Below are 22,952 nucleotides of genomic sequence, written 5' to 3' on the forward strand. Positions count from 1 at the left end.
CACCTTGTGAGGCCGCGAAAACTTGACTGAACACTCAGGCTAAATGCCAGGCAAGTTGTCCGAACTGTCAGGACTCAATCTGGTGCACTGCATTATTTTTCTTTAGAACGCATCACCCGCAGCTCAACTTCAAGCGGCTGATTTCACATAGGAAATCTTGCTCATATTTCCAACCTGTCAAGTGCGTCAAAATGGTGAAGTGCCTCACCATTTTGGTGATTTTGTATTTTTATCGTTATTTATCAACAAGTTAAAACAGTCATAAGCTTATAAAAAATAATCTTGATCAATTGCAGAACTGCGACTAGCGTCTATTCCTGACAGCGCTGACAAGATTACGCATCTGGCGCCGCAAACAATAAAACACTAGAGCCGGCACAAGTCGGTCATGCCTGCGAGGAACTCGGAATGTCTCTGTTGATCCGTGGCGCCACCGTTGTTACCCATGATGAAAGTTACCGCGCCGATGTCTATTGCGCCGACGGCGTGATCAAAGCCATTGGTGAAAACCTGGATGTTCCCGCCGGCGCCGAAGTGCTCGACGGCAGCGGTCAATACCTGATGCCCGGCGGCATCGATCCGCACACCCACATGCAACTCCCGTTCATGGGCACCGTGGCCAGCGAAGACTTCTACAGCGGCACCGCCGCTGGCCTGGCCGGCGGCACCACCTCGATCATCGATTTCGTGATTCCCAATCCGCAGCAGTCGCTGCTCGAAGCGTTTCATCAGTGGCGCGGCTGGGCGGAAAAGTCCGCGTCCGACTACGGCTTCCACGTCGCGATCACCTGGTGGAGCGAGCAGGTTCGCGAGGAAATGGCCGAGCTGGTCAGCCATCACGGGATCAACAGCTTCAAGCATTTCATGGCCTACAAGAACGCGATCATGGCCGCCGATGACACGCTGGTGGCGAGCTTCGAGCGCTGCCTGGAACTCGGCGCGGTGCCGACCGTGCACGCGGAAAACGGCGAGCTGGTCTATCACCTGCAACGCAAGTTGATGGCCCAGGGCATCACCGGGCCGGAAGCGCATCCGCTGTCGCGGCCGTCGCAGGTTGAAGGTGAAGCCGCGAGCCGGGCGATCCGCATCGCTGAAACCATCGGCACGCCGCTGTACCTGGTGCATGTTTCGACCAAAGAGGCTCTCGACGAAATCACCTATGCCCGCACCAAGGGCCAACCGGTTTACGGCGAAGTGCTGGCCGGGCATCTGCTGCTGGACGACAGTGTCTACCAGCACCCGGACTGGCAGACCGCCGCCGGTTACGTGATGAGCCCGCCGTTCCGTCCGCGCGGGCATCAGGACGCGCTTTGGCATGGCTTGCAGAGCGGCAATCTGCACACCACCGCCACCGACCATTGCTGCTTCTGCGCCGAGCAGAAAGCCGCCGGCCGCGACGATTTCAGCAAGATCCCCAACGGCACCGCCGGCATCGAAGACCGCATGGCGGTGTTGTGGGATGAAGGGGTGAACTCGGGGCGGTTGTCGATGCAGGACTTCGTCGCCCTCACCTCCACCAACACCGCGAAAATCTTCAATCTCTATCCGCGCAAGGGCGCGATCCGCGTCGGCGCCGATGCCGACCTGGTGCTGTGGGATCCGCAAGGCACCCGCACCATCTCCGCCAAGACCCACCATCAGCAGGTGGATTTCAACATCTTCGAAGGCAAGACCGTGACCGGCGTGCCGAGCCATACCGTCAGCCAGGGCCGGGTGGTCTGGGCCGACGGCGACCTGCGCGCCGAGCGTGGGGCGGGCCGGTATATCGAACGGCCGGCGTATCCAGCGGTGTTTGATTTGCTGAGCAAGCGGGCGGAGTTGCATCGCCCGGTTGCCGTGAAACGCTGATCCCTGGATTACCGATGATCGTTCCCACGCTCTGCGTGGGAATGCCTCAAGGGACGCTCTGCGTCCAGTGACGCGGAGCGTCACGGGCTGCATTCCCACGCGGAGCGTGGGAACGATCAAACACAACACAAAAAACCACTGCCCGACAGAGGCAGAAAACCTCAATTAACCGTGAGGCAAAAAACCGTGATCGAGACCCTGAACCATCTCCCGCACCCGCAAGAAAATGCGGCCGCCCTCGCCGGCCATTTCACTGATCTGGCGCCGCCGCTCAACGACCGTCAGGCGCATCTGGAAGCCTCGCGCTGCCTGTATTGCTACGACGCGCCGTGCGTGAACGCGTGCCCGAGCGAGATCGACATTCCGTCGTTCATCCGCAATATCCATCAGGACAACGTGCCCGGCGCGGCGCAGAAAATCCTCTCGGCGAACATCCTTGGCGGCAGTTGCGCCCGGGTCTGTCCGACCGAGATCCTCTGCCAGCAAGCCTGCGTGCGCAACAACGCCCACGAATGCGCGCCGGTGCTGATCGGCCTGCTGCAACGTTACGCCGTGGACAACGCGCATTTCACCGAGCACCCGTTCCAGCGCGCCGCCGCTACCGGCAAACGCATCGCAGTGGTCGGGGCTGGTCCGGCGGGTTTGTCCTGTGCCCATCGCAGCGCCATGCACGGTCACGACGTGGTGATTTTCGAAGCGCGGGAGAAGGCTGGCGGGCTCAACGAATACGGGATCGCCAAATACAAACTGGTCGACGACTACGCGCAGAAGGAGCTGAATTTCCTCCTGCAGATCGGCGGCATCGAAATCCGCCACGGACAGAAACTCGGCGACAACCTGACCTTGAGCGAACTGCATCAACAGTTCGACGCGGTGTTCCTCGGCCTCGGCCTGAACGCCAGCAAGCAACTCGGCCTGGCCCACGAAGACGCCCCTGGGCTGCTCGCCGCCACCGACTACATCCGCGAACTGCGCCAGGCCGACGACCTGTCGCAACTGCCGCTGGCCGAGCGCTGCATCGTCCTCGGCGCCGGCAATACCGCCATCGACATGGCCGTGCAAATGGCCCGCCTCGGCGCCCGCGACGTCAATCTGGTCTATCGCCGTGGCGCGGCGGACATGGGCGCCACCGGCCACGAGCAGGACATCGCCAAGGCCAATCAGGTGCGGCTGCTGACCTGGGCGCAACCGGATGAGGTGCTGCTCGATGCCCACGGCAAGGTGCGTGGCATGCGCTTCGCCCGCACCCATCTGGTGGACGGTCGCCTGCAAACCACTGGCGAAACGTTCGAGTTGGCCGCCGATGCGATCTTCAAAGCCATCGGTCAGGCCTTCGACGGCAGCGCCCTTGCCGACCCGCTGGCCCGCGAACTCAAACGTCAGGGCGAACGCATCCAGGTCGATGAAAACCTGCGCACCAGCATCCCCGGCGTCTATGCCGGCGGCGACTGCACCAGCCTCGATCAGGACCTGACCGTGCAAGCGGTGCAACACGGCAAACGCGCCGCCGAGGCGATCAACGCTCAACTGATGCTCAACGTGGAGGCTGCGTAAATGGCCGATCTCTCGATTGTCTTCGCCGGTATCAAAGCCCCCAATCCGTTCTGGCTGGCCTCCGCGCCGCCGACCGACAAGGCCTACAACGTGGTCCGCGCCTTCGAAGCCGGCTGGGGTGGCGTAGTCTGGAAAACCCTGGGTGAAGACCCGGCGGCGGTCAACGTGTCGTCGCGTTATTCGGCGCATTACGGCGCCAACCGCGAAGTGCTGGGCATCAACAACATCGAACTGATCACCGACCGCTCGCTGGAAATCAACCTGCGGGAAATCACTCAGGTGAAAAAGGATTGGCCGGACCGCGCGCTGATCGTTTCGCTGATGGTGCCGTGCGTCGAAGAGTCGTGGAAACACATCCTGCCGCTGGTGGAGGCCACCGGCGCTGACGGCATCGAGCTGAACTTCGGCTGCCCCCACGGCATGCCGGAACGCGGGATGGGCGCGGCGGTCGGTCAGGTGCCGGAGTACGTCGAGCAGGTGACGCGCTGGTGCAAGACCTATTGCTCGCTGCCAGTGATCGTCAAACTGACGCCGAACATCACCGACATCCGCGTCGCCGCCCGCGCTGCACACCGTGGCGGCGCCGATGCGGTGTCGCTGATCAACACCATCAACTCGATCACCAGCGTCGACCTCGAACACATGGTCGCCCTGCCCACCGTCGGCAGCAAAAGCACCCACGGCGGTTATTGCGGCTCGGCAGTGAAGCCCATCGCGCTGAACATGGTCGCGGAAATCGCCCGCGATCCGCAGACCCAGGGCCTGCCGATCTGCGGCATCGGCGGCATCGGCAGTTGGCGTGACGCGGCGGAGTTCATCGCACTCGGGAGCGGCGCGGTGCAGGTGTGCACGGCGGCGATGCTGCATGGTTTCCGGATTGTCGATGAAATGAAGGATGGTTTGTCGCGGTGGATGGACAGTCAGGGTTACGCCAGCATCGCGGAGTTTTCCGGGCGCGCGGTGGGTAACACCACGGACTGGAAGTACCTGGACATCAACTATCAGGTGATCGCGAAGATCGACCAGGAGGCATGCATCGGTTGCGGGCGTTGTCACATTGCCTGCGAGGACACCTCACACCAGGCGATCAGCAGCCTGAAACAGGCCGATGGCACGCATCAATATGAAGTGATCGATGACGAGTGTGTGGGGTGCAATCTGTGTCAGATCACCTGTCCGGTGGCGGATTGCATCGAGATGGTGCCGATGGAGACAGGGAAGCCGTTTCTGGACTGGAATCATGATCCGAGGAATCCGTATCACGTCAGTGCCTGAATGATCGTTCCCACGCTGAAAGATCGTTCCCACGCTCCGCGTGGGAATGCAGCCCGGGACGCTCTGCGTCCCACTGGAACGCGGAGCGTCCCTTGAGGCAATCCCACGCAGAGCGTGGGAACGATCAGTTACGGCTCCAAGCCTATCCCCCGCAAAATCACGCTAGTCACCGTCTGCACCGCCCGCTCGAACTGCATGTCCGACAGCGGCTGGTGCTCATTCAGAATATTCACCTGATGATCGAAGTCCGCATAGTGCTGCGTCGAGGCCCAGATCATGTACAGCAGACTCGACGGCTCCACCGGCAGAATCCGCTTGTCCTCGACCCACTGGCGGATCTTCGCCTCCTTCATCTTCGCCCAGTCATACAGGCTCACATCCAGCGCCTCGCCGAGGGTCGGCGCGCCGTGGATGATTTCGTTGGCCCAGACTTTCGAGCCATAGGGCCGGCTGCGCGAGTGGTTCATCTTGGCGCGGATATAGCTGCTGAGCACCACGCGCGGATCGTCGAACATCTCGAAGCACAGTGCGTCCTGCTTCCACACTTCCAGCAGGTCGAACAGCACCGCGCTGTACAGCTCGCTCTTGGTCGAAAAGTAGTAATGCAGGTTGGATCGCGGCAATTGCACTTCAGCAGCGATGTCGGCCATGGCGGTGCCGCCGAAACCTTTTTCGGCGAAGACTTTCTCCGCCGCCAGCAGGATCTTGTCGACGTTGGTGCGGCGGATTTCGATCTTGTGATTGCCCATGAGGGCTCCCTGAAGACAACGTTGTTGAAGACTAGCATCCGCTCTGGGCAAGGGGCGACAGCCGAGAACGATTCTTCACACACTTGGACTTTTTTCTGGTTTAGGATCGCCCTCCTTCTCCCCGTCAGACACTGAAGGACTCGTCCATGACCATTCGAAAGCGCATCGCTGCGGATGATCCGCAGCTCGCCGCACTGTGGGAGCGCTCGGTCCGCGCCACCCACGATTTCCTCCCGGAAGACGATATCCATCGGCTGTTCCCGCTGGTGCGTGACACCTACCTGCCCGCGCTGGATGTGCAGGTTTTCGAGAACCCCGACCACTCCCCGGCAGGCTTTATCGCCACCGACGATGACACCGTGCAGATGCTGTTCATCGACCCGGCCCAGCGTGGCCAGGGCATCGGCCGACGCTTGCTCGACCACGTCCGCCGCCCGCTGCTGAAGGTCGACGTCAACGAACAGAACCCGCAGGCCCACGGCTTCTACCGTCACTACGGATTCGAAGACATCGGCCGCTCGGCACTCGACGGCGAAGGCCGGCCCTTTCCGGTCATTCACATGCGCCTGAAAGCCCTGTGATCCACGTTCTATACTCAGCCCGCCATTTCACTGAAAGGAATCTTTCCATGTCGATGAAAAAACTGTTCACCGCTGGCGCGCTGCTGGCTTCGCTGATCGTCACTTCCCAGGCCTTTGCCCACGCCCATCTGAAAAGTCAGATTCCGGCCGCCGACAGCACCGTCGCGGCACCGGCGGATCTGCGCCTGATGTTTTCCGAAGGCGTCGAAGCCAGCTTCACCAAAGTCACCGTGACCCACGATGGCAAGCCGGTGGCGGTCAAACCCTGACCACCGAAGGCGACAAGAAAACCCTGATCGTCACCCCCGAAGCACCGCTGACCGCTGGGGAATACAAAATCGAATGGCATGCGGTGTCGGTCGATACGCACAAAAGCGAAGGCGCCTATCAGTTCAAGGTTGGCCAGTAATTCATGAGTGAAGCGCTGGTGCTGTGCCGGTTCCTGCATTTCATCGTGGTGTTGATGCTGTTCGGGGCCTGGCTGTTCCGGCCGCTGCTGCTCAAGGGTGAAGCGCCGCTTCTGGATCGGCAGCTGGCGCGACTGACTCGCTGGCTGGCGGCGATTGCCCTGATCAGCGGCGTCATCTGGGCGTTGTTGATTACCGCAAGCATGGCCGGTTCGGCGGCTGCCGCGTTTGATCCGGCCACCGTCGAGCTGGTTCTCGGTCATACGTTTTTCGGTCAGGTCTGGCGCTGGCATCTGCTGATCAATGCCCTGTTGCTGGCGCTGTTGTTTACGCCGTGGCGTTCGAACCAGCCATTGCGGCTGGGTCTGAGTGCGGTGCTGCTGATGACGCTGGCACCAGTCGGACACGGGGCGATGCTCGATGGCTTCAGCGGGCAGATACTGATCCTCAATCAGGTCATTCACCTGACTTGCGTCGGCGCCTGGCTCGGCGGGCTGCTGATGCTGGTGATGATCCTGCGCCAACCTGACAAAGACATGCGCGAAGTCTTGCAGCGTTTCAGCGGGCTCGGTTACGCACTGGTCGCCGGCCTGCTGATCACCGGGCTGATCAATGTGCGCGTGCTCACCGGCCAATGGTGGCCGACACCGCTGTTCTCGGGCTTCGCCCTGATCCTGTTGATCAAGGCGCTGCTGGTGTTTGGCATGCTCGCCCTGGCGCTGTTCAATCGCCTGCGGATCAACGATTGCGAACAACGGCTCGACACCCTCAAGCGCAGCGTCATGCTCGAATGGCTGCTGGGGATCGGCGCCGTGGCGGCGGTTTCCGTGCTTGGCACCCTGCCGCCGATGATCGCTGCCTGAGGTCAGTGTTTCTGGGTATCGCCCGCCGCCGTATCAATGCTGACCACCACCGACATCCCCGGCCGCAAACGCTCGCTCTCCTGCTGATCCGGATCGATGGTGATGCGCACCGGCACCCGCTGGGCGATTTTCACGAAGTTGCCGGTGGCGTTGTCGGCCTGCAACAACGCGAATTCGGAACCGGTGCCCGGCGAGATGTGCTGCACGTGGCCGGTGAACTTGCGGTGGTTCAAGGCATCGACGGTGAAGCTCGCCGGCTGCCCAACGCGTACATTGTCCATCTGGGTTTCCTTGAGGTTGGCGATCACCCATTTCTGGTTCGGCACCAGCGCCATCAACTGCGCCCCGGAGTTGACGTAGGCGCCGAGACGCACGCCGATCTGCCCGAGCTGACCGTCGCGCGGGGCGATGATCCGGGTGTTGGACAAGTCGATCCGCGCCAGCTGTACCGCTGCCTCGGCGCTGGCCACCGCCGCTTCCAGCGAACCGCGATTGACGATCACCGTTTGCAGATCCTGCCGGGCGATTTCCAGATTGGCCTTGGCCTGCGCCACCGCCGCAATGCTTTGCGCGTTGGCGGCCAGCGCCACGTCCATCTCACGTTTGGACACTGAACCGTCATTGACCAGCGCCTTATTGCGACGCAAGTCGGCCTCGCTTTTGCGCAACTGCGCCTCGCTGTCGGCCACCACCGCCTGCCGCAACTTGATAGTGGCTTCGGCGCTGTTGCGCTGCTGCACCACGTTGGCCAGCGAGGCCTTCTGCACCGCCAGTTGTGCCAGCGACTGGTCGAGACGTTGCTGATAGATGCGGTCATCGAGACGCACCAGCAAGTCGCCCTCCTTCACAAACTGGAAATCCTGCACCGGCACTTCAAACACATAGCCACTGAGCTGCGGGCCGATGATCGTTACCTGCCCGCGCACCAAGGCGTTTTCGGTGGTCTCAACTGCGCTGCTGAACGGCGGCAGTTGCCAGGCGTAAAGCACGATCAATACGCCGACGATGGCAATCGCGGCAAACCCCAGCGACGAGATGATCCGCACCCGCAACGAGCGCGGCTCGGTGTTCGGTGATGACGGCGGCGCCACACCTTCAGGGGTGGCGGCGATGGCATTGGTGGTCGTAGTGGTCGGTTCGGTCATGAAGAAGTGGCACCGCTTGAAGGTACGGAAGGTGTCGGGGTTACGGCTTTGGTGGTACTGATCAGCCACAGCGCACGGATGGAAATCCAGATCATGGTCAGGATCGCGATGACCGCAATCAGCATGAACACATCGTTATAGGCCAGTACGTTGGCTTCGCGCGTGGCAGCGTTGGCCAGGCTGCGAATGCCCTGCAGATTGCGCAGACTCGGGTCGACAATCACGGAGCCGACCGCCGATCCGCCGCTCTGCACCCGGGCGGCTACACGCGGATCGGACAGCACCAGTTGCTCGACGATGTGGCTGGAATGAAATTTCTCGCGCACGATCTGGAAAGTCCCCAGCAACGCCGCGCCGATCAGGCCGCCGAGGTTGTTGCAGATCCCGAACAACACAGAAAAACTCACGAGGTTGCGCGGGTTGGTCAGCACGTTGCGCGTGCCCAGCACCATGGTCGGGCCGAGGAAGAACGTACTGCCGAACGCCAGCAGGAACTGGCTGAAATACAGGTTGCCGGGGCGGGTCAGGTTGTTCGATGAGCTGTCCATGATCGAGCCGGTGGCCATCAACGCCAGCGAAACGATCAGCGGCATCAGCAGGTGTTTCGGGTCGATGGTCAGCGCACTGGTCAGCAGCCCGGCGACGCTGCCGATCAGCATCACCACGTACAAGCTATGAAGCTGCTGGCTGCTCATGTTCAGGTTTTGCATGAAGCCCACGGCGCCGGTGGATTGCTCCGAGGTCACCATGCGAATCAGGATCACCGCCAGCGCCAGACGGATCATCACCCCGCTACCGAGCCAGCGGGTCATCAGCATCGGGTTGCTGCGGTTATGTTCGATGGCCAGCCCCGCGAGAATCAGCGCAATCGACGCGGCCAGGGCGATGCCGATCCAGTCTGCTTCCAGCCACCAGTCGATCCGGCCCAGGGACAACACGGCGCAAAGCAAGGCCACGCCACTGGCAAGGATCGCAAAGGTGAGGAAATCGAGGGGTTCGAAGGTCTTGAACCGGTCACCCGGCGGCAGTTTGAGCATCAAGACGCAGCCTAACGACAGCAACGCCATGCCCAATTCGAACAGGTACAGGCCGCGCCATTCGGCGATCTGCAACAGGTCTTCGGAAAACAGTCGCGCCAGTGGCAAGGCCAGCTGTGAGGTGCCGAGGCCCAGCACCAGCGCCTTCATCCGCCATTTGGCCGGGAACGCCTGCACCATGTAATACAAGCCCAGCGAACTGAGCGCCGCGCCGACCATGCCGTGGGCCGCCCGCACCGCGACTGCTGAATTCAAGTCATTGACGAACAGATGGCCGAAGGTCACCAGCGCATACAGCACCAGAAACACCTCGGTGAACGCCCGCAGCCCGAACTGCTGGCGAAACTTCACCAGCAGCAGGTTCATCGACACGTTGGTCATCACGTACGCCGCCGGCAGCCAGGCCATTTCCGCAGTCGTCGCCCCGAGCGCACCTTGCAGATAAGGCAGGTTGGCGACCACCAGCGCATTACCCAGCCCACCGGTCACCGCCACCAGCAAGCCCACCAGCGCATAAGCCAGGCGCTTGGGGTTGGAGTGCAGCGGCGTCGAGGGAGAACCGGGCAGACTGGGCTTCTCGTGCGGCTGCCAGTTGCGCGGGGCGTATTGATCCATTGAAAGGCCTTGTCTTGTAGTCGCTTAAGTGTGCCGCAAATCCTGGCCAAACACCTATCCAGTGTGGGAGCGAGCCTGCTCCCACAAGGGATTTTGGGTGGATTCGTAAATTTTGTTTAAAGGTCATCTCGCCCGCAGCGGATTTTTCCCAAGCGTAGCGGATGCCAACCTTGCCGCACTTCTCAACCTGCAAGGTGCCCGATATGACCACTCCCCGCAGGCAACGCTCCCCGCGTCTGCTGAAAAACCTGCTGGCCGCCACGCTGTTGCTGCCAGCCCTCGCTTTTGCCCAGGAACGCCCGTGGCCGGACGGCTCGCAATTGGTGATTTCGGTGTCGATGCAATTCGAAACCGGCGGTCAGCCCGAAGGCGCTGAAAGTCCGTTTTCCGGTACACCGCTGCCAAAAGGCTACCCGGATCTACCGGCGCAGACCTGGTTCGATTACGGCTACAAGGAAGGCCTGTGGCGCATGCTTGATCTGTGGGATCGCACCGGCATCAAAGTCACCTCTCACGTGGTCGGCGAAGCGGCGCTCAAGCACCCGGACCTGGCCAAGGCGATTGCCGAGCGCGGCCATGAACTGGCAGCCCACGGCATGCGCTGGGCCGATTCGTACAACATGAATTACGCCCAGGAAAAACAGTTCATCGGCGACGGCGTTGCGGCGGTGGAAAAAATCACCGGTCAGCGCTCGGTCGGCTACAACGCCAACTGGCTGCGCCGCAGCCCCAATACGTTGAAGGTGCTGCAGGATCTGAACTTCACGTACCACATCGACGACGTCAGCCGTGACGAGCCGTTCGTGACCATGGTTCGTGGACGCAAATTCGCCGTGGTGCCGTACACCCTGCGCAACAACGACATCGTGCTGGTCGAGGGCCGGCATTTCTCTGCCGAGCAGTTCTATCAGCAACTGGTGCTGGAATTCGATCGCCTCTACGCCGAAGGCGCGAGCAAGCGGCGGATGATGTCGGTGAGTCTGCACGACCGCATCGGCGGCACCCCGGCGATGGTCGAGGCCATGGAGCGCTTCATCCGGTACGCCCAGTCGCATGCGAAGGTGAGTTTCATGCGCAAGGATCAGATCGCGCAGATCGTGCTGACCGAAAAAAATCCCCTGATCGATAACACTGAAGCGCTCTACAACCAGTAAACGTGCCGAAAGCAGCCCTCTTCACAGCGCTTTGAGGGCTGCCCGCTCACCCAAAGTCATCGTACGACGCCCTGTTGACTTTTCCGGAAAACCTCGCAAATATCCGCAACCATGTTGTACGACGACGTATAACAAATAATAAAAACAACAAATGAAACAGGGAGCGTCACAGTGAGCACACTCGTCTGCAATTCCGTCCGCACGTCCCGTTTTTCCATCCCCCGCCCGCGTTCCACCCTGAGCCTGATCGGCTGCGGCAGTCTCGCCCTCGCCTTGCCGATGAGCGCCGATGCCGAGGGTTTCCTCGAAGACAGCAAAGCCACCCTGAACCTGCGCAACGCCTACTTCAATCGCAACTTCGTCAACCCGAACTATCCGCAGGGCAAGGCCGAAGAGTGGACGCAGAACTTCATCCTCGACGCCAAATCCGGTTTCACCCAGGGCACCGTCGGCTTTGGCCTGGACGTGCTGGGTATGTATTCGCAGAAACTTGATGGCGGCAAAGGCACGGGCGGTACGCAGCTGCTGCCGATTCACGATGACGGGCGCCCGGCGGACAATTTCGGGCGTCTGGGTGTAGCGCTCAAGGCCAAGGTGTCGAAGACCGAACTGAAGGTGGGTGAATGGATGCCAGTGTTGCCCATCCTGCGCTCGGACGATGGTCGCTCCCTGCCCCAGACGTTTCGCGGCGGCCAAATCACCTCTACCGAAATCAATGGCCTGACCCTTTACGGCGGTCAGTTCCGTGGCAACAGCCCGCGCAACGATGCCAGCATGGAAGACATGTCGATGAACGGCCGCGGCGCCTTCACCTCCGACCGCTTCAACTTCGGCGGCGGCGAATACACCTTCAACGACAAACGCACGCTCGTCGGTCTGTGGTACGCCGAACTCAGCGACATCTACCAGCAGCAGTATTTCAACCTCAGCCACAGCCAGCCACTGGGCGACTGGACACTGGGCGCCAACCTCGGTTTCTTCACCGGCAAGGAAGATGGCAGCGCCCAGGCGGGCGACCTCGACAACAAAACCGCATTCGCCATGCTCTCGGCCCGGTACGGCGGCAACACGTTCTACATCGGCCTGCAAAAGCTCAGCGGCGACGATGCCTGGATGCGCGTCAACGGAACCAGCGGCGGCACCCTGGCCAACGACAGCTACAACGCCAGTTACGACAACGCGCAGGAGCGTTCCTGGCAGATCCGCCATGACTACAACTTCGTGGTTCTCGGCGTCCCCGGGCTGACACTGATGAACCGCTACATCAGCGGCGACAACGTACACACCGGCACCATCACCGACGGCAAGGAATGGGGGCGCGAGTCGGAGCTGGCCTACACCGTGCAGAGCGGTCCGCTGAAAAACCTCAACGTCAAATGGCGCAACGCGACGATTCGCCGGGACTTCAGCACCAATGAATTCGACGAGAACCGGATCTTCATCAGTTACCCGATTTCGTTGTTGTAAACCCTGGCATGGGGTGAACGGAGGGTGAATCGGCCTTCCGTCACTTACACCGAAAGTCGCGTTGACAAGTTCCGGAAACCCTACCGATACTTCAGCGCAGTCATACGACAACCTACAACAAACCTAATAACAACGTGTAAGGGATTGCCATGACGTCCACCTCCACCGCCCCAACTCCGTTCAATCGCCTGCTGCTGACCGGCGCCGCCGGTGGCCTGGGCAAAGTCCTGCGTGAACGTCTGCGCCCGTATGCCAACGTGCTGCGCCTGTCGGACATCGCCGCCCTCGCCCCGGCCATCGATGACCGGGAAGAAGTCGTGCTCTGCGACCTCGCCGACAAAGCTGCCGTGCATCAACTGGTCGAAGGCGTGGATGCGATCCTGCACTTCGGTGGCGTCTCGGTGGAGCGCCCCTTCGAAGAAATCCTCGGCGCCAACATCTGCGGCGTATTCCATATCTATGAAGCGGCACGCCGACACGGTGTGAAGCGGGTGATCTTTGCCAGCTCCAACCATGTCATCGGCTTCTACAAGCAGGACGAACGCCTCGACGCCAGCTCCGCTCGCCGCCCCGACGGCTACTACGGTCTGTCCAAGTCCTACGGCGAAGACATGGCCAGTTTCTACTTCGATCGCTATGGCATCGAAACCGTCAGCATCCGCATCGGCTCGTCGTTTCCCGAACCGCAGAACCGCCGAATGATGCACACCTGGCTGAGCTTCGACGATCTCACTCAGCTGCTTGAACGTTCGCTGTACACCCCCAACGTCGGCCACACCGTGGTTTATGGCATGTCCGCCAACAAGGATGTGTGGTGGGACAACCGCTTCGCCAGCCACCTCGGTTTCGAAGCCAAAGACACCTCCGAAGTGTTTCGCGACAAGGTCGAGGCGCAGCCCATGCCGGCAGCCGATGACTCGGCGCGGATCTACCAGGGCGGAGCCTTCGTTGCGGCCGGCCCGTTCGGCGATTGACCGGCGCGATCCACGTCTCCAATAAAACCAAGGGAATGAGTATGCAAGCCGAATTGATCGTCGACGCCCGCAACGCGGTGGGTGAAAGCCCGGTCTGGGTATCGCAGGAGAACGCCTTGTACTGGGTCGATATCCCCAACGGCGGCCTGCAGCGCTGGAGCGCCGACACTGGCCATGTCCATGCCTGGAAGACTCCCGAAATGCTTGCCTGCATCGTCCGCCACAGCAAGGGCGGTTGGGTTGCCGGGATGGAGAGCGGGTTCTTTCATTTACAACCGAATGGCGATGGCAGCCTTGACAGCGACCTGCTCGCGACCGTGGAACACAACCGCCAGGACATGCGCCTGAACGACGGTCGCTGCGACCGCCAGGGTCGGTTCTGGGCCGGCAGCATGGTGCTGAACATGGGCCTGAATCTGCCCGAGGGCCAGCTCTATCGTTACGGTGCCGGGCAAACAGGCGTGATAGAGGCACAACTTGATGGCTTCATCGTGCCCAACGGTCTGGGCTTCAGCCCGGACGGCAAAACCATGTACCTGTCGGACTCGCACCCGAACGTGCAACTGATCTGGGCTTTCGATTACGACACCGAGACAGGCACACCCTCCAACCGCAGGGTGTTCGTGGACATGAACCATTTTTACGGCCGCCCCGACGGCGCTGCCGTGGATGCCGATGGCTGCTACTGGATCTGCGCGAACGACGTCGGCCTGATCCATCGTTTCACCCCGCAAGGTCGCCTTGACCGCTCGCTGTCGGTGCCGGTGAAAAAACCCACCATGTGCGCCTTCGGCGGCAGCCGGATGGACACCTTGTTCGTGACTTCGATTCGCCCCGGCGACGACCAGGATCCGCAGTCCCTGGCCGGCGGCGTGTTCGCCCTCAACCCCGGCGTCAAAGGCCTGCCGGAGCCAATGTTCGACGATCTGCTGTAACCCGCCCTTGCTGCATTGCTGTGCCTTGAACACAAAAATAACAAGACTGGAGAACCCCTCATGGACTTCAAACGCACGTTGCTCGCCGTCGCCCTCCCCCTCGCGCTCACCTTCGGCAGCGCGGCCCAGGCGCTGGAAATCAAATTCGCCGACATCCACCCCGCCGGGTATCCGACCGTGGTCGCCGAAGAACAGTTGGGCAAGACCCTGGTTGCCGAAAGTGACGGCAAGCTGACCTTCAAGATGTTCCCCGGCGGTGTACTCGGCTCGGAAAAGGAAGTGGTCGAACAGGCCCAGGTCGGCGCCATCCAGATGGCCCGCGTCAGCCTCGGGATCGTCGGCCCTGTGGTGCCGGACGTGAACGTGTTCAACATGCCGTTCGTGTTCCGTGACCAGGCGCACATGCGCAAAATCATCGACGGTGAAATCGGTGACGAGATCCTCGACAAGATCACCAACTCCGAATTCAACCTCGTGGCGCTGGCGTGGATGGACGGTGGCACGCGCAACATCTACACCAAGAAACCGGTGCGCAGCCTTGAAGACCTCAAGGGCATGAAAATCCGCGTGCAGGGCAACCCGATGTTCATCGAGACCATCAACGCCATGGGCGGCAACGGTATCGCCATGGACACCGGCGAAATCTTCAGTGCCCTGCAGACCGGCGTCATCGACGGCGCGGAAAACAATCCGCCGACCCTGCTTGAACACAACCACTACCAGAACGCCAAGTTCTACAGCCTGACCGGGCACCTGATCCTGCCCGAGCCCATCGTGATGTCGAAAATCACCTGGGAAAAACTCAGCCCCGATCAGCAGACCCTGGTGAAAAAAGCCGCCAAGGCTGCGCAGGCCCAGGAGCGCACCTTGTGGGATGCCAAGTCGGCCAGCAGTGAAGAGAAACTCAAGGCCGCCGGCGTCGAGTTCATCACCGTCGACAAGAAACCCTTCTACGAGGCCACCGCTTCGATTCGCGAAAAATACGGCGCGCCCTACGTCGACCTGATCAAACGCATCGAAGCCGTTCAGTAACCTCCCTGCCCTCAATACAAGGCCCGGCAGCGCTGGCGTCGCTCGACGCTCACGCCTGCCCGGTTACGGTGGAACCCGATGAAGAATTTGCTGCTGCGCATCAATGACCGGATCTACATGGCCTGCATCTGGGTCGCCGGCCTGTCGGTGCTGACCATTTCCCTGATCATTCCCTGGGGCGTGTTCGCCCGTTACGTCCTCGGCACCGGCTCGAGCTGGCCGGAGCCCACCGCCATCCTGCTGATGATGGTCTTCACCTTCATCGGCGCCGCCGCCAGCTATCGCGCCGGCGCGCACATGGCGGTGGCGATGGTCACCGACCGTCTGCAACCGAACATGCGTCGAACCATGAGCATCGTTTCCCAAGTGCTCATGGGCACCATCTGCCTGTTCATGACCATCTGGGGCACCAAGCTCTGCCTGTCGACGTGGAACCAGTTCATGAGCGCCCTGCCGACATTGCGCGTCGGCATCACCTACATGCCGATCCCGATTGGCGGCGCGCTGACGCTGATTTTCGTGCTGGAAAAACTCTTGCTCGGCGATCAAAGCAATCGCCGCGTGGTGCGGTTCGACCTGGTTGAAGAAAACGAAGGGGCTGCCTGATGGACGCATTGATTCTGCTGGGCAGTTTTATCGCACTGATCCTGATCGGCATGCCGGTGGCCTATGCGCTCGGGCTGTCGGCGCTGATCGGCGCGTGGTGGATCGACATCCCGTTCCAGGCCCTGATGATTCAGGTGGCGGGCGGGGTGAACAAATTCTCGCTGCTGGCGATTCCGTTCTTTGTGCTGGCCGGCGCGATCATGGCCGAGGGCGGCATGTCGCGACGGCTGGTGGCGTTCGCCGGGGTACTGGTGGGCTTCGTGCGTGGCGGGCTGTCGCTGGTCAACATCATGGCCTCGACGTTTTTCGGTGCGATTTCCGGCTCGTCGGTGGCCGATACCGCGTCGGTGGGTTCGGTGCTGATCCCGGAAATGGAGCGCAAGGGTTATCCCCGGGACTTCTCCACGGCAGTGACCGTCAGTGGTTCGGTGCAGGCCTTGCTGACTCCGCCGAGTCACAACTCGGTGCTCTACTCGCTGGCGGCTGGCGGCACCGTGTCCATCGCTTCGCTGTTCATGGCGGGTGTCGTGCCGGGCCTGCTGATGAGCGCATGCCTGATGGTGCTGTGCCTGATTTTCGCGCGCAAACGCGACTATCCCAAAGGCGAAGTGATCCCGATGCGCGAAGCCTTGAAGATCTGCGGCGAAGCGCTGTGGGGGCTGATGGCGATGGTGATCATTCTCGGCGGGATTCTCTCGGGGATCTTCACAGCCACCGAGTCGGCGGCCATCGCCGTGCTGTGGTCGTTTTTCGTCACCATGTTCATCTACCGCGACTACAAATGGAGTGAGCTGCCGAAACTGATGCATCGCACGGTGCGCACCATTTCCATCGTGATGATCCTGATCGGCTTCGCCGCCAGCTTCGGCTACATCATGACCCTGATGCAGATCCCGGCGAAAATCACCACGCTGTTCCTGACCCTGTCCGACAACCGCTACGTGATCCTGATGTGCATCAACGTCATGCTGCTGTTGCTCGGCACCGTGATGGACATGGCGCCGCTGATCCTGATCCTTACGCCGATTCTGATGCCGGTGATCCTCGGTATCGGCGTCGACCCGGTGCAGTTCGGCATGATCATGCTGGTCAACCTCGGTATCGGCCTGATAACGCCGCCGGTGGGCGCCGTGCTGTTCGTGGGTTCGGCGGTGGGCAAGGTCAGTATCGAAAGCACGGTGAAGGCGCTGCTGCCGTTCTATGCGGTGCTGTTCCTGGTGCTGATGCTGGTGACCTATGTTCCGGCACTGTCGCTGTGGTTACCGCACCTGGTGTTGTAACGCTGACGCTGTGGCGAGGGCGTTCGCTCCCTCGCCACAGGTGTTGTCTCACGCCCGCAGCAACATGTAAGCCGCAACCGCCAGACACACACTGGCGAATCCCACCTGCAACGTCCTCGCCGGTACTCGCGCGCAAAGTTGGCGGCCGATGATCATGCCGATGATGCTCGCTACGATGAACGACGCACCCAGATGATCGATCCGCACTCCTGCATGGAACGCGCCGATCACGCCGATGGCGGAAATCAGGCTGATGACCATCAGTGAAGTGGCGACGATCCCGCGCATCTGCACGTCGGTCAGTTGCTTGAACGCCGGCACGATCAAAAACCCGCCACCCACCCCCAGCAAACCGGACACCACACCGGTGACCGCGCCCAGTGCCGCGAGGGTCGCGGTGCATTTGGCGGTCCAGTCGAAACGGCCGGTCTGTTCATTGAGCATGCAGTTCTTCTGGCCCCAACTGGCGTGGCCATGGTCGCTCGGGCCCTCCTGCTGGCGTTCGCGGCGCAGCATGCGCCACGCCACCATGACCATCAGCAGGCTGAACAGGATCATCAAAACCTTTTCCGGCAACTGATGGGCGAAGTAGATGCCCACCGGCGAAAACACCGCGCCGAGCGCCGCAATCAGCAGCGCCGCGCGATAACGCACCAGACCATGGCGCAAACCATCAATCGCGCCGACTGCCGCCGCGCTGCCCACCGCAAACAACGCCACCGGCGCCGCTTGCGTCATCGTCCAGCCCAGCCCCAGCACCAGCGCCGGCACGGCGAGAATCCCGCCGCCGGCCCCGGTCAGACCGAGGACCAATCCCATCACCACGCCAAACAGACTTGCCAGCAACATAGAGTGTTCTCAGTCGACCCTGGACAGACGCGTCAGCCATTCGCGGCCCTTGAGCATGCCGTTCCAGTAGAACCACGGCAGCAGCGTCGCCTTCAGCCACCACGCGGAGCGGCGCGGCACGGTCGGGTCGAGGGGAAAGGTCGGCAGCAATTTTCCGCCGTAGCCGAACTCGGCGAGGATCACCTTGCCCTTCTCTACCGTCAGCGGGCAGGAACCATAGCCGTCGTACTTCAGCGGCAGTGCCAGATCCTTGCGCAGGGCGAGAAGGTTTTCCGCCACCACCACGACTTGCTTGCGCACTGCCGCGGCGGTTTTCGCATGGGTGGTGCCGCAGATATCGCCCAGGGCAAACACGTCGGGATAACGCGGATGTTGCAGCGTGTGCGGATTGACCTCGCACCAGCCGCCGGCGTCGGCCAACCGACTCTGCGCGATGAAATCCGGCGAAACCTGCGGCGGGACGACGTGCAACAAATCAAAAGTCTTGGCCTGACGGGTGACATTGCCGTCCGCATCCTTGATGTCGAACCAGGCGGTTTTCGCCGGGCCGTCGACCTTCACCAGATTGGAATTGAACGCCAGCCGCGCGTTGTATTTTTCGATGTACTTCATCAGCGGCGGCACGAAGGTCGGGACGCCGAACAATGCGGCGCCGGCCAGATTGAACTCGACCTCGACCTTGCTCAGCACGTTGCGCTTGAGCCAGTGATCGCAGGACAGGTACAGCGCCTTTTGCGGCGCGCCGGCGCACTTGATCGGGATCGGCGGCTGGGTGAACAGGGCTTTGCCGCCGCGTAGTTTCTGCACCTGATCCCAGGTGTATTGCGCGTGCTGATAGCTGTAGTTGGACGTGACACCGTGTTGACCGAGGCTTTCCTGCAAGCCTTCGATCTTCTCCCACGCCAGGCGCAGGCCGGGGCAGACGATCAGGTTCTGATAGGTGACAGTGCGTTGATCGTTGAGGGTGAGGCGGCGCTGGTCCGGGTCGATACCGGTCACTGCAGCCTGAATCCAGGTGGCCTGACGCGGCATCACTTTGTTCATCGGTCGGGCAGTGTCTTTGGCATCAAAGGCACCACCGCCGACCAGCGTCCACGCCGGCTGGTAGTAATGCAGGGTGCTCGGCTCGATCACTGTGATTTTCAGGCCGGGATCGCGCTTGAGCAGGCTCGCGACAAAACCGATACCGGCAGTGCCGCCGCCGATGACCACGATGTCCGCACTGATGGATGGGCCCCAGTGTTGATCGTTCATTGTTTGTTCCTTATGGCTGCACGCAAGGATAGCCGGGTCTATTGCGCCCAGCTTTTGAGCACGGCTCCGCAGTAGAGTCCGGAAAGGGTTTTCATCACCTGGATCACTTCGTGACTGGCGAGACCGTAAAAAATGTACTTGCCTTCACGACGGGTCGCGACCAGCCCTTCATCACGCAGGATACCCAGCTGCTGGGACAGGGTCGGCTGCCGCACGCCGGTCATTTTCTCCAGCTCGCCGACGTTGCGCTCGCCCTGGGTCAGCTGGCACAGGATCAGCAGCCGATCTTCATTGGCCAATGCCTTGAGCAGCGAACAGGCCTTGGAAGCCGAGGCGCGCAGTTGGGCGACTTCACATTCGGTCAGACTGGATTGCATTTGCAGGATGCCTTCAACGTCACTTAAGCTGCGGACATTATGTGTTTACATAAAGTGTTGCAACCCACGACTGACTTTTCGTCCTCTGCCACAGGTTCATGTCCATGCCCGCGTTGATTGAAGCCTTTCTCGACCCTGCCTCCTCGACCTACAGCTACGTGGTCTACGAAGCCGACGGTGGGCAATGCGCGATCGTCGATCCGGTGCTCGATTACGACGGTGCCGCCGGTCGCACCTGCACGGCACAGGCGGACAGGATCATCGCCTTCGTGCGTGCCCATAACCTGCAAGTGCAGTGGCTGCTGGAAACCCACGCCCACGCCGATCACCTGTCCGCCGCGCCGTACCTGCGTCGGGAACTGGGCGGGAAAATCGCGATTGGCGAATCGATCAGCAAAGTGCAAAACGTGTTCAAGGCGCTGTTCAACCTGGAACCGGAATTTCGCGTCGATGGTTCGCAATTCGATTACCTGTTCGCGCCGAACGAGTCATTCAGGATCGGCAATCTCAAGGCCACCGCCCTGCACGTCCCCGGCCACACCCCGGCGGACATGGCCTATTTGATCGATGGCGAGCAGATTCTGGTCGGCGACACGCTGTTCATGCCCGACGTCGGCACCGCCCGTTGCGACTTTCCCGGTGGCAACGCGCATCAACTGTTCAATTCGATTCACAAGCTGCTGGCCTTCCCCGCCAGCGTGAAGCTCTACGTCTGCCACGACTACCCGCCGCTGGGTCGCGACTCGCAGTGCCAGACCACCGTGGGTGAACAGCGCAAAAGCAATATCCATGTGCATGACGGCATCGATGAAGCCACGTTCGTTGAAATGCGCACGCGGCGGGACGCGGGGTTGGGAATGCCGACGCTGTTGCTGCCGGCGATTCAGGTGAATGTGCGGGCGGGGGATTTTCCGGCGGCGGAAGATAACGGCGTGGTGTACCTGAAAATTCCGCTCAACAAACTGTAATCAACTGATCGGAAGCGAGACGCGGAGCGTACATGGCGGCATTCCCACCCAGAGCGTAGGAACGATCATCTTCAAGCACCCAACGTCAAACCGTTCGCCGGCAACGGCAACGCCGTCTTGTAGCGCACCTGCTTGAGCGCAAAGCTCGACCGAATGTTGGCCACGCCCGGCACCTTGGTCAGAAAGTCCATCATGAAGCGCTCGAGCGACTGGATGGTTGGTACCAGCACCCGGATCAGATAGTCCGGGTCGCCGGCCATCAAGTAGCACTCCATGACCTCCGGGCGATCGGAAATCGCCTCTTCGAAATGCTGCAGGGCCTCTTCCACCTGCTTCTCCAGGCTGACGTGAATGAACACGTTGACGTGCAGCCCCAGCAGGTCGGCATCCAGCAGGGTTACCTGCTCGCGGATCAGCCCCAGTTCCTCCATCGCCTTGACCCGGTTGAAGCACGGCGTCGGCGACAGATTGACCGAACGGGCCAGGTCGGCGTTGGTGATGCGCGCGTTCTCTTGAAGGCTGTTGAGAATGCCGATATCGGTACGGTCCAGTTTGCGCATGAGACAAAACCACCTGTTTTTTTTGTTTATGCAGAATTTCTATCTGCAAATGATCTTCAGCGCAACGAAACAGAGAGAAATATTCTTCTTGGCCGGGCCTATGATTGTTGTAGGACAAGATTTCTTTTATCGAAGAATGACTGCCAGCTCACTACAAGAAATTCACAAGATCGAGCGTAGAAGCCATGACCCAAGCGTATGAACCGCTGCGTCTGCACGTCCCTGAACCCTCGGGCCGCCCAGGCTGCAAAACCGATTTCTCCTACCTGCATCTGACCGATGCCGGCACGGTGCGCAAACCTTCCATCGACGTAGAACCGGCCGACACCGCCGACCTGGCCCGTGGCCTGATCCGCGTGCTTGATGACCAGGGCAACGCCCTCGGCCCATGGGCCGAAAACGTGCCGGTCGAGATCCTGCGCAAAGGCATGCGTGCCATGCTCAAGACCCGCATCTACGACAACCGCATGGTGGTCGCCCAGCGCCAGAAAAAAATGTCGTTCTACATGCAGAGCCTCGGCGAAGAAGCCATCGGCAGCGCCCAGGCCCTGGCCTTGAACATCGACGACATGTGCTTCCCGACCTACCGCCAGCAAAGCATTCTGATGGCCCGCGACGTGCCATTGGTCGACCTGATCTGCCAACTGCTGTCCAACGAGCGCGACCCGCTCAAGGGCCGTCAGCTGCCAATCATGTACTCGGTCAAGGACGCCGGTTTCTTCACCATTTCCGGCAACCTCGCCACCCAATTCATTCAGGGCGTGGGCTGGGGCATGGCCTCGGCGATCAAGGGCGACACCAAAATCGCCTCGGCCTGGATCGGTGACGGCGCCACCGCCGAATCGGACTTCCACACCGCCCTCACCTTCGCCCACGTTTACCGTGCGCCAGTGATCCTCAACGTGGTCAACAACCAGTGGGCGATTTCGACCTTCCAGGCCATCGCCGGTGGTGAAGCCACCACCTTCGCCGGACGCGGCGTCGGTTGCGGCATCGCCTCGCTGCGGGTGGATGGCAACGATTTCTACGCGGTCTACGCCGCCTCCGCCTGGGCTGCCGAACGCGCCCGCCGCGGCCTCGGCCCGACCATGATCGAATGGGTCACCTACCGCGCCGGCCCGCACTCGACCTCCGACGATCCGTCCAAGTACCGTCCTGCCGACGACTGGAGCCACTTCCCGCTGGGCGACCCGATTGCCCGCCTGAAACAGCACCTGATCAAGGTCGGCCACTGGTCGGAAGAGGAGCACGCCGCCGTCAGCGCCGAGCTCGAAGCCGAAGTGATCGCCGCACAGAAACAGGCCGAACAGTACGGCACCCTCGCCGGTGGCCAGATTCCAAGCGCCGCGACCATGTTCGAAGACGTCTACAAAGAGATGCCGGAGCACTTGAAGCGCCAGCGTCAGCAGTTGGGGATCTGAC

The 22,952-nt window shown here is 61.2% G+C and carries 21 protein-coding genes and 1 pseudogene; 15 read left to right on the plus strand and 7 right to left on the minus strand.

Features of this window, described 5'->3' with window-relative positions; all coding sequences use genetic code 11:
* Nucleotides 1–408: 408 nt before the first annotated feature.
* The 3 genes from hydA (at nucleotide 409) to preA (ending at nucleotide 4,677) form a co-directional block, all read left to right on the plus strand.
* The gene (gene hydA, locus CAF80_RS14510) at nucleotides 409–1,848 is read left to right on the plus strand and encodes a dihydropyrimidinase (protein WP_085667569.1); all 1,440 of its coding nucleotides are present in this window, start codon (nucleotides 409–411) and stop codon (nucleotides 1,846–1,848) included.
* Between the two features lie 186 nt (nucleotides 1,849–2,034).
* Nucleotides 2,035–3,402, plus strand: a complete 1,368-nt coding sequence (locus CAF80_RS14515; protein ID WP_085667568.1) for an NAD(P)-dependent oxidoreductase — start codon at nucleotides 2,035–2,037, stop codon at nucleotides 3,400–3,402.
* Nucleotides 3,403–4,677 (plus strand): NAD-dependent dihydropyrimidine dehydrogenase subunit PreA, encoded by a 1,275-nt coding sequence (gene preA / locus CAF80_RS14520; protein ID WP_074688810.1) that lies wholly within the window; start codon nucleotides 3,403–3,405, stop codon nucleotides 4,675–4,677.
* Nucleotides 4,678–4,805: 128 nt separating this feature from the next.
* Here preA and CAF80_RS14525 read toward each other — a convergent pair whose 3' ends face one another.
* Entirely contained in the window at nucleotides 4,806–5,426 is a 621-nt protein-coding gene (locus CAF80_RS14525; RefSeq protein WP_007952885.1) for a TetR/AcrR family transcriptional regulator, read from the minus strand.
* A gap of 146 nt (nucleotides 5,427–5,572) precedes the next feature.
* Here CAF80_RS14525 and CAF80_RS14530 point away from each other — a divergent pair, with 146 nt between their 5' ends.
* The 3 genes and pseudogenes from CAF80_RS14530 (at nucleotide 5,573) to copD (ending at nucleotide 7,277) form a co-directional block, all read left to right on the plus strand.
* On the plus strand, nucleotides 5,573–6,007 hold the full coding sequence (locus CAF80_RS14530; RefSeq protein WP_085648338.1) for a GNAT family N-acetyltransferase: 435 nt from the start codon (nucleotides 5,573–5,575) through the stop codon (nucleotides 6,005–6,007).
* Nucleotides 6,008–6,054: 47 nt separating this feature from the next.
* Nucleotides 6,055–6,416: pseudogene (gene copC, locus CAF80_RS14535) on the plus strand (copper homeostasis periplasmic binding protein CopC).
* 3 nt (nucleotides 6,417–6,419) lie between these two features.
* Nucleotides 6,420–7,277 carry a copper homeostasis membrane protein CopD gene (gene copD / locus CAF80_RS14540; RefSeq protein ID WP_085667567.1) on the plus strand — a complete coding sequence of 286 codons (858 nt, stop codon included), beginning with the start codon at nucleotides 6,420–6,422 and terminating at the stop codon, nucleotides 7,275–7,277.
* Nucleotides 7,278–7,279: 2 nt separating this feature from the next.
* On the opposite strand, the gene CAF80_RS14545 is transcribed toward copD, so the two are convergent.
* Together CAF80_RS14545 and CAF80_RS14550 are read right to left on the minus strand one after the other, a co-directional pair.
* The gene (locus CAF80_RS14545; protein ID WP_039767224.1) at nucleotides 7,280–8,422 is read right to left on the minus strand and encodes an HlyD family secretion protein; all 1,143 of its coding nucleotides are present in this window, start codon (nucleotides 8,420–8,422) and stop codon (nucleotides 7,280–7,282) included.
* Entirely contained in the window at nucleotides 8,419–10,074 is a 1,656-nt protein-coding gene (locus CAF80_RS14550; protein ID WP_074688813.1) for an MFS transporter, read from the minus strand. The genes CAF80_RS14545 and CAF80_RS14550 overlap by 4 nt, the downstream gene beginning before the upstream one ends.
* Before the next feature lie 203 nt (nucleotides 10,075–10,277).
* On the opposite strand from CAF80_RS14550, the gene CAF80_RS14555 reads away from it, so the two are divergent.
* The 7 genes from CAF80_RS14555 to CAF80_RS14585 all read left to right on the plus strand — a co-directional run bounded on the left by CAF80_RS14555 (nucleotide 10,278) and on the right by CAF80_RS14585 (nucleotide 17,522).
* Entirely contained in the window at nucleotides 10,278–11,228 is a 951-nt protein-coding gene (locus CAF80_RS14555; protein ID WP_074688815.1) for a polysaccharide deacetylase family protein, read from the plus strand.
* Nucleotides 11,229–11,399: 171 nt separating this feature from the next.
* Nucleotides 11,400–12,695 carry an OprD family porin gene (locus tag CAF80_RS14560; protein ID WP_064597539.1) on the plus strand — a complete coding sequence of 432 codons (1,296 nt, stop codon included), beginning with the start codon at nucleotides 11,400–11,402 and terminating at the stop codon, nucleotides 12,693–12,695.
* A 149-nt stretch (nucleotides 12,696–12,844) separates the two neighbouring features.
* Complete coding sequence (locus CAF80_RS14565) at nucleotides 12,845–13,669, plus strand: NAD(P)-dependent oxidoreductase (RefSeq protein ID WP_085667566.1); 825 nt, start codon at nucleotides 12,845–12,847, stop codon at nucleotides 13,667–13,669.
* Nucleotides 13,670–13,710: 41 nt separating this feature from the next.
* Nucleotides 13,711–14,604 (plus strand): SMP-30/gluconolactonase/LRE family protein, encoded by an 894-nt coding sequence (locus CAF80_RS14570; protein WP_085667565.1) that lies wholly within the window; start codon nucleotides 13,711–13,713, stop codon nucleotides 14,602–14,604.
* 60 nt (nucleotides 14,605–14,664) lie between these two features.
* Complete coding sequence (locus CAF80_RS14575; RefSeq protein ID WP_074688819.1) at nucleotides 14,665–15,636, plus strand: TRAP transporter substrate-binding protein; 972 nt, start codon at nucleotides 14,665–14,667, stop codon at nucleotides 15,634–15,636.
* 78 nt (nucleotides 15,637–15,714) lie between these two features.
* Entirely contained in the window at nucleotides 15,715–16,242 is a 528-nt protein-coding gene (locus tag CAF80_RS14580; protein ID WP_039767235.1) for a TRAP transporter small permease, read from the plus strand.
* Complete coding sequence (locus tag CAF80_RS14585; protein ID WP_039767236.1) at nucleotides 16,242–17,522, plus strand: TRAP transporter large permease; 1,281 nt, start codon at nucleotides 16,242–16,244, stop codon at nucleotides 17,520–17,522. The genes CAF80_RS14580 and CAF80_RS14585 overlap by 1 nt, the downstream gene beginning before the upstream one ends.
* 48 nt (nucleotides 17,523–17,570) lie before the next feature.
* Here the strand turns inward: CAF80_RS14585 and CAF80_RS14590 are convergent, their stop codons facing one another.
* From CAF80_RS14590 to CAF80_RS14600, 3 genes are read right to left on the minus strand one after another with little or no spacing between them, the layout of a single operon-like run.
* Nucleotides 17,571–18,371, minus strand: coding sequence for a sulfite exporter TauE/SafE family protein (locus tag CAF80_RS14590; RefSeq protein ID WP_039767237.1), 801 nt, complete (start codon nucleotides 18,369–18,371; stop codon nucleotides 17,571–17,573).
* A 9-nt stretch (nucleotides 18,372–18,380) separates the two neighbouring features.
* Nucleotides 18,381–19,625, minus strand: a complete 1,245-nt coding sequence (locus CAF80_RS14595) for an FAD/NAD(P)-binding oxidoreductase (protein WP_085667564.1) — start codon at nucleotides 19,623–19,625, stop codon at nucleotides 18,381–18,383.
* A gap of 38 nt (nucleotides 19,626–19,663) precedes the next feature.
* Nucleotides 19,664–20,002: a helix-turn-helix transcriptional regulator gene (locus CAF80_RS14600; RefSeq protein WP_007952897.1), complete on the minus strand. Its 339-nt coding sequence runs from the start codon at nucleotides 20,000–20,002 to the stop codon at nucleotides 19,664–19,666.
* 104 nt (nucleotides 20,003–20,106) lie between these two features.
* Between CAF80_RS14600 and CAF80_RS14605 the strand changes: the two genes are divergently transcribed.
* Entirely contained in the window at nucleotides 20,107–20,970 is an 864-nt protein-coding gene (locus tag CAF80_RS14605; RefSeq protein WP_085667563.1) for an MBL fold metallo-hydrolase, read from the plus strand.
* A gap of 71 nt (nucleotides 20,971–21,041) precedes the next feature.
* Here CAF80_RS14605 and bkdR read toward each other — a convergent pair whose 3' ends face one another.
* Nucleotides 21,042–21,530: a Bkd operon transcriptional regulator BkdR gene (gene bkdR, locus CAF80_RS14610; RefSeq protein WP_025111414.1), complete on the minus strand. Its 489-nt coding sequence runs from the start codon at nucleotides 21,528–21,530 to the stop codon at nucleotides 21,042–21,044.
* 185 nt (nucleotides 21,531–21,715) lie between these two features.
* On the opposite strand from bkdR, the gene CAF80_RS14615 reads away from it, so the two are divergent.
* A complete protein-coding gene (locus CAF80_RS14615) occupies nucleotides 21,716–22,951 on the plus strand; it encodes a 3-methyl-2-oxobutanoate dehydrogenase (2-methylpropanoyl-transferring) subunit alpha (RefSeq protein ID WP_007965287.1) in 1,236 nt (411 codons plus the stop codon).
* The last annotated feature ends 1 nt before the right edge of the window (nucleotide 22,952 follow it).

It is taken from the genome of Pseudomonas sp. B34(2017) (genome assembly GCF_002112915.1).
Taxonomy (GTDB): Bacteria; Pseudomonadota; Gammaproteobacteria; order Pseudomonadales; family Pseudomonadaceae; genus Aquipseudomonas; species Aquipseudomonas pharyngis.

Bases quoted from the DNA above. Each gene is read 5' to 3' on its own strand.
- hydA (WP_085667569.1), top strand. From the start codon at position 409: ATGTCTCTGTTGATCCGTGGCGCCACCGTTGTTACCCATGATGAAAGT.
- preA (WP_074688810.1), top strand. From the start codon at position 3,403: ATGGCCGATCTCTCGATTGTCTTCGCCGGTATCAAAGCCCCCAATCCG.
- CAF80_RS14525 (WP_007952885.1), bottom strand. From the start codon at position 5,426: ATGGGCAATCACAAGATCGAAATCCGCCGCACCAACGTCGACAAGATC.
- CAF80_RS14530 (WP_085648338.1), top strand. From the start codon at position 5,573: ATGACCATTCGAAAGCGCATCGCTGCGGATGATCCGCAGCTCGCCGCA.
- copD (WP_085667567.1), top strand. From the start codon at position 6,420: ATGAGTGAAGCGCTGGTGCTGTGCCGGTTCCTGCATTTCATCGTGGTG.
- CAF80_RS14545 (WP_039767224.1), bottom strand. From the start codon at position 8,422: ATGACCGAACCGACCACTACGACCACCAATGCCATCGCCGCCACCCCT.
- CAF80_RS14550 (WP_074688813.1), bottom strand. From the start codon at position 10,074: ATGGATCAATACGCCCCGCGCAACTGGCAGCCGCACGAGAAGCCCAGT.
- CAF80_RS14555 (WP_074688815.1), top strand. From the start codon at position 10,278: ATGACCACTCCCCGCAGGCAACGCTCCCCGCGTCTGCTGAAAAACCTG.
- CAF80_RS14565 (WP_085667566.1), top strand. From the start codon at position 12,845: ATGACGTCCACCTCCACCGCCCCAACTCCGTTCAATCGCCTGCTGCTG.
- CAF80_RS14570 (WP_085667565.1), top strand. From the start codon at position 13,711: ATGCAAGCCGAATTGATCGTCGACGCCCGCAACGCGGTGGGTGAAAGC.
- CAF80_RS14575 (WP_074688819.1), top strand. From the start codon at position 14,665: ATGGACTTCAAACGCACGTTGCTCGCCGTCGCCCTCCCCCTCGCGCTC.
- CAF80_RS14580 (WP_039767235.1), top strand. From the start codon at position 15,715: ATGAAGAATTTGCTGCTGCGCATCAATGACCGGATCTACATGGCCTGC.
- CAF80_RS14585 (WP_039767236.1), top strand. From the start codon at position 16,242: ATGGACGCATTGATTCTGCTGGGCAGTTTTATCGCACTGATCCTGATC.
- CAF80_RS14590 (WP_039767237.1), bottom strand. From the start codon at position 18,371: ATGTTGCTGGCAAGTCTGTTTGGCGTGGTGATGGGATTGGTCCTCGGT.
- CAF80_RS14595 (WP_085667564.1), bottom strand. From the start codon at position 19,625: ATGAACGATCAACACTGGGGCCCATCCATCAGTGCGGACATCGTGGTC.
- CAF80_RS14600 (WP_007952897.1), bottom strand. From the start codon at position 20,002: ATGCAATCCAGTCTGACCGAATGTGAAGTCGCCCAACTGCGCGCCTCG.
- CAF80_RS14605 (WP_085667563.1), top strand. From the start codon at position 20,107: ATGCCCGCGTTGATTGAAGCCTTTCTCGACCCTGCCTCCTCGACCTAC.
- bkdR (WP_025111414.1), bottom strand. From the start codon at position 21,530: ATGCGCAAACTGGACCGTACCGATATCGGCATTCTCAACAGCCTTCAA.
- CAF80_RS14615 (WP_007965287.1), top strand. From the start codon at position 21,716: ATGACCCAAGCGTATGAACCGCTGCGTCTGCACGTCCCTGAACCCTCG.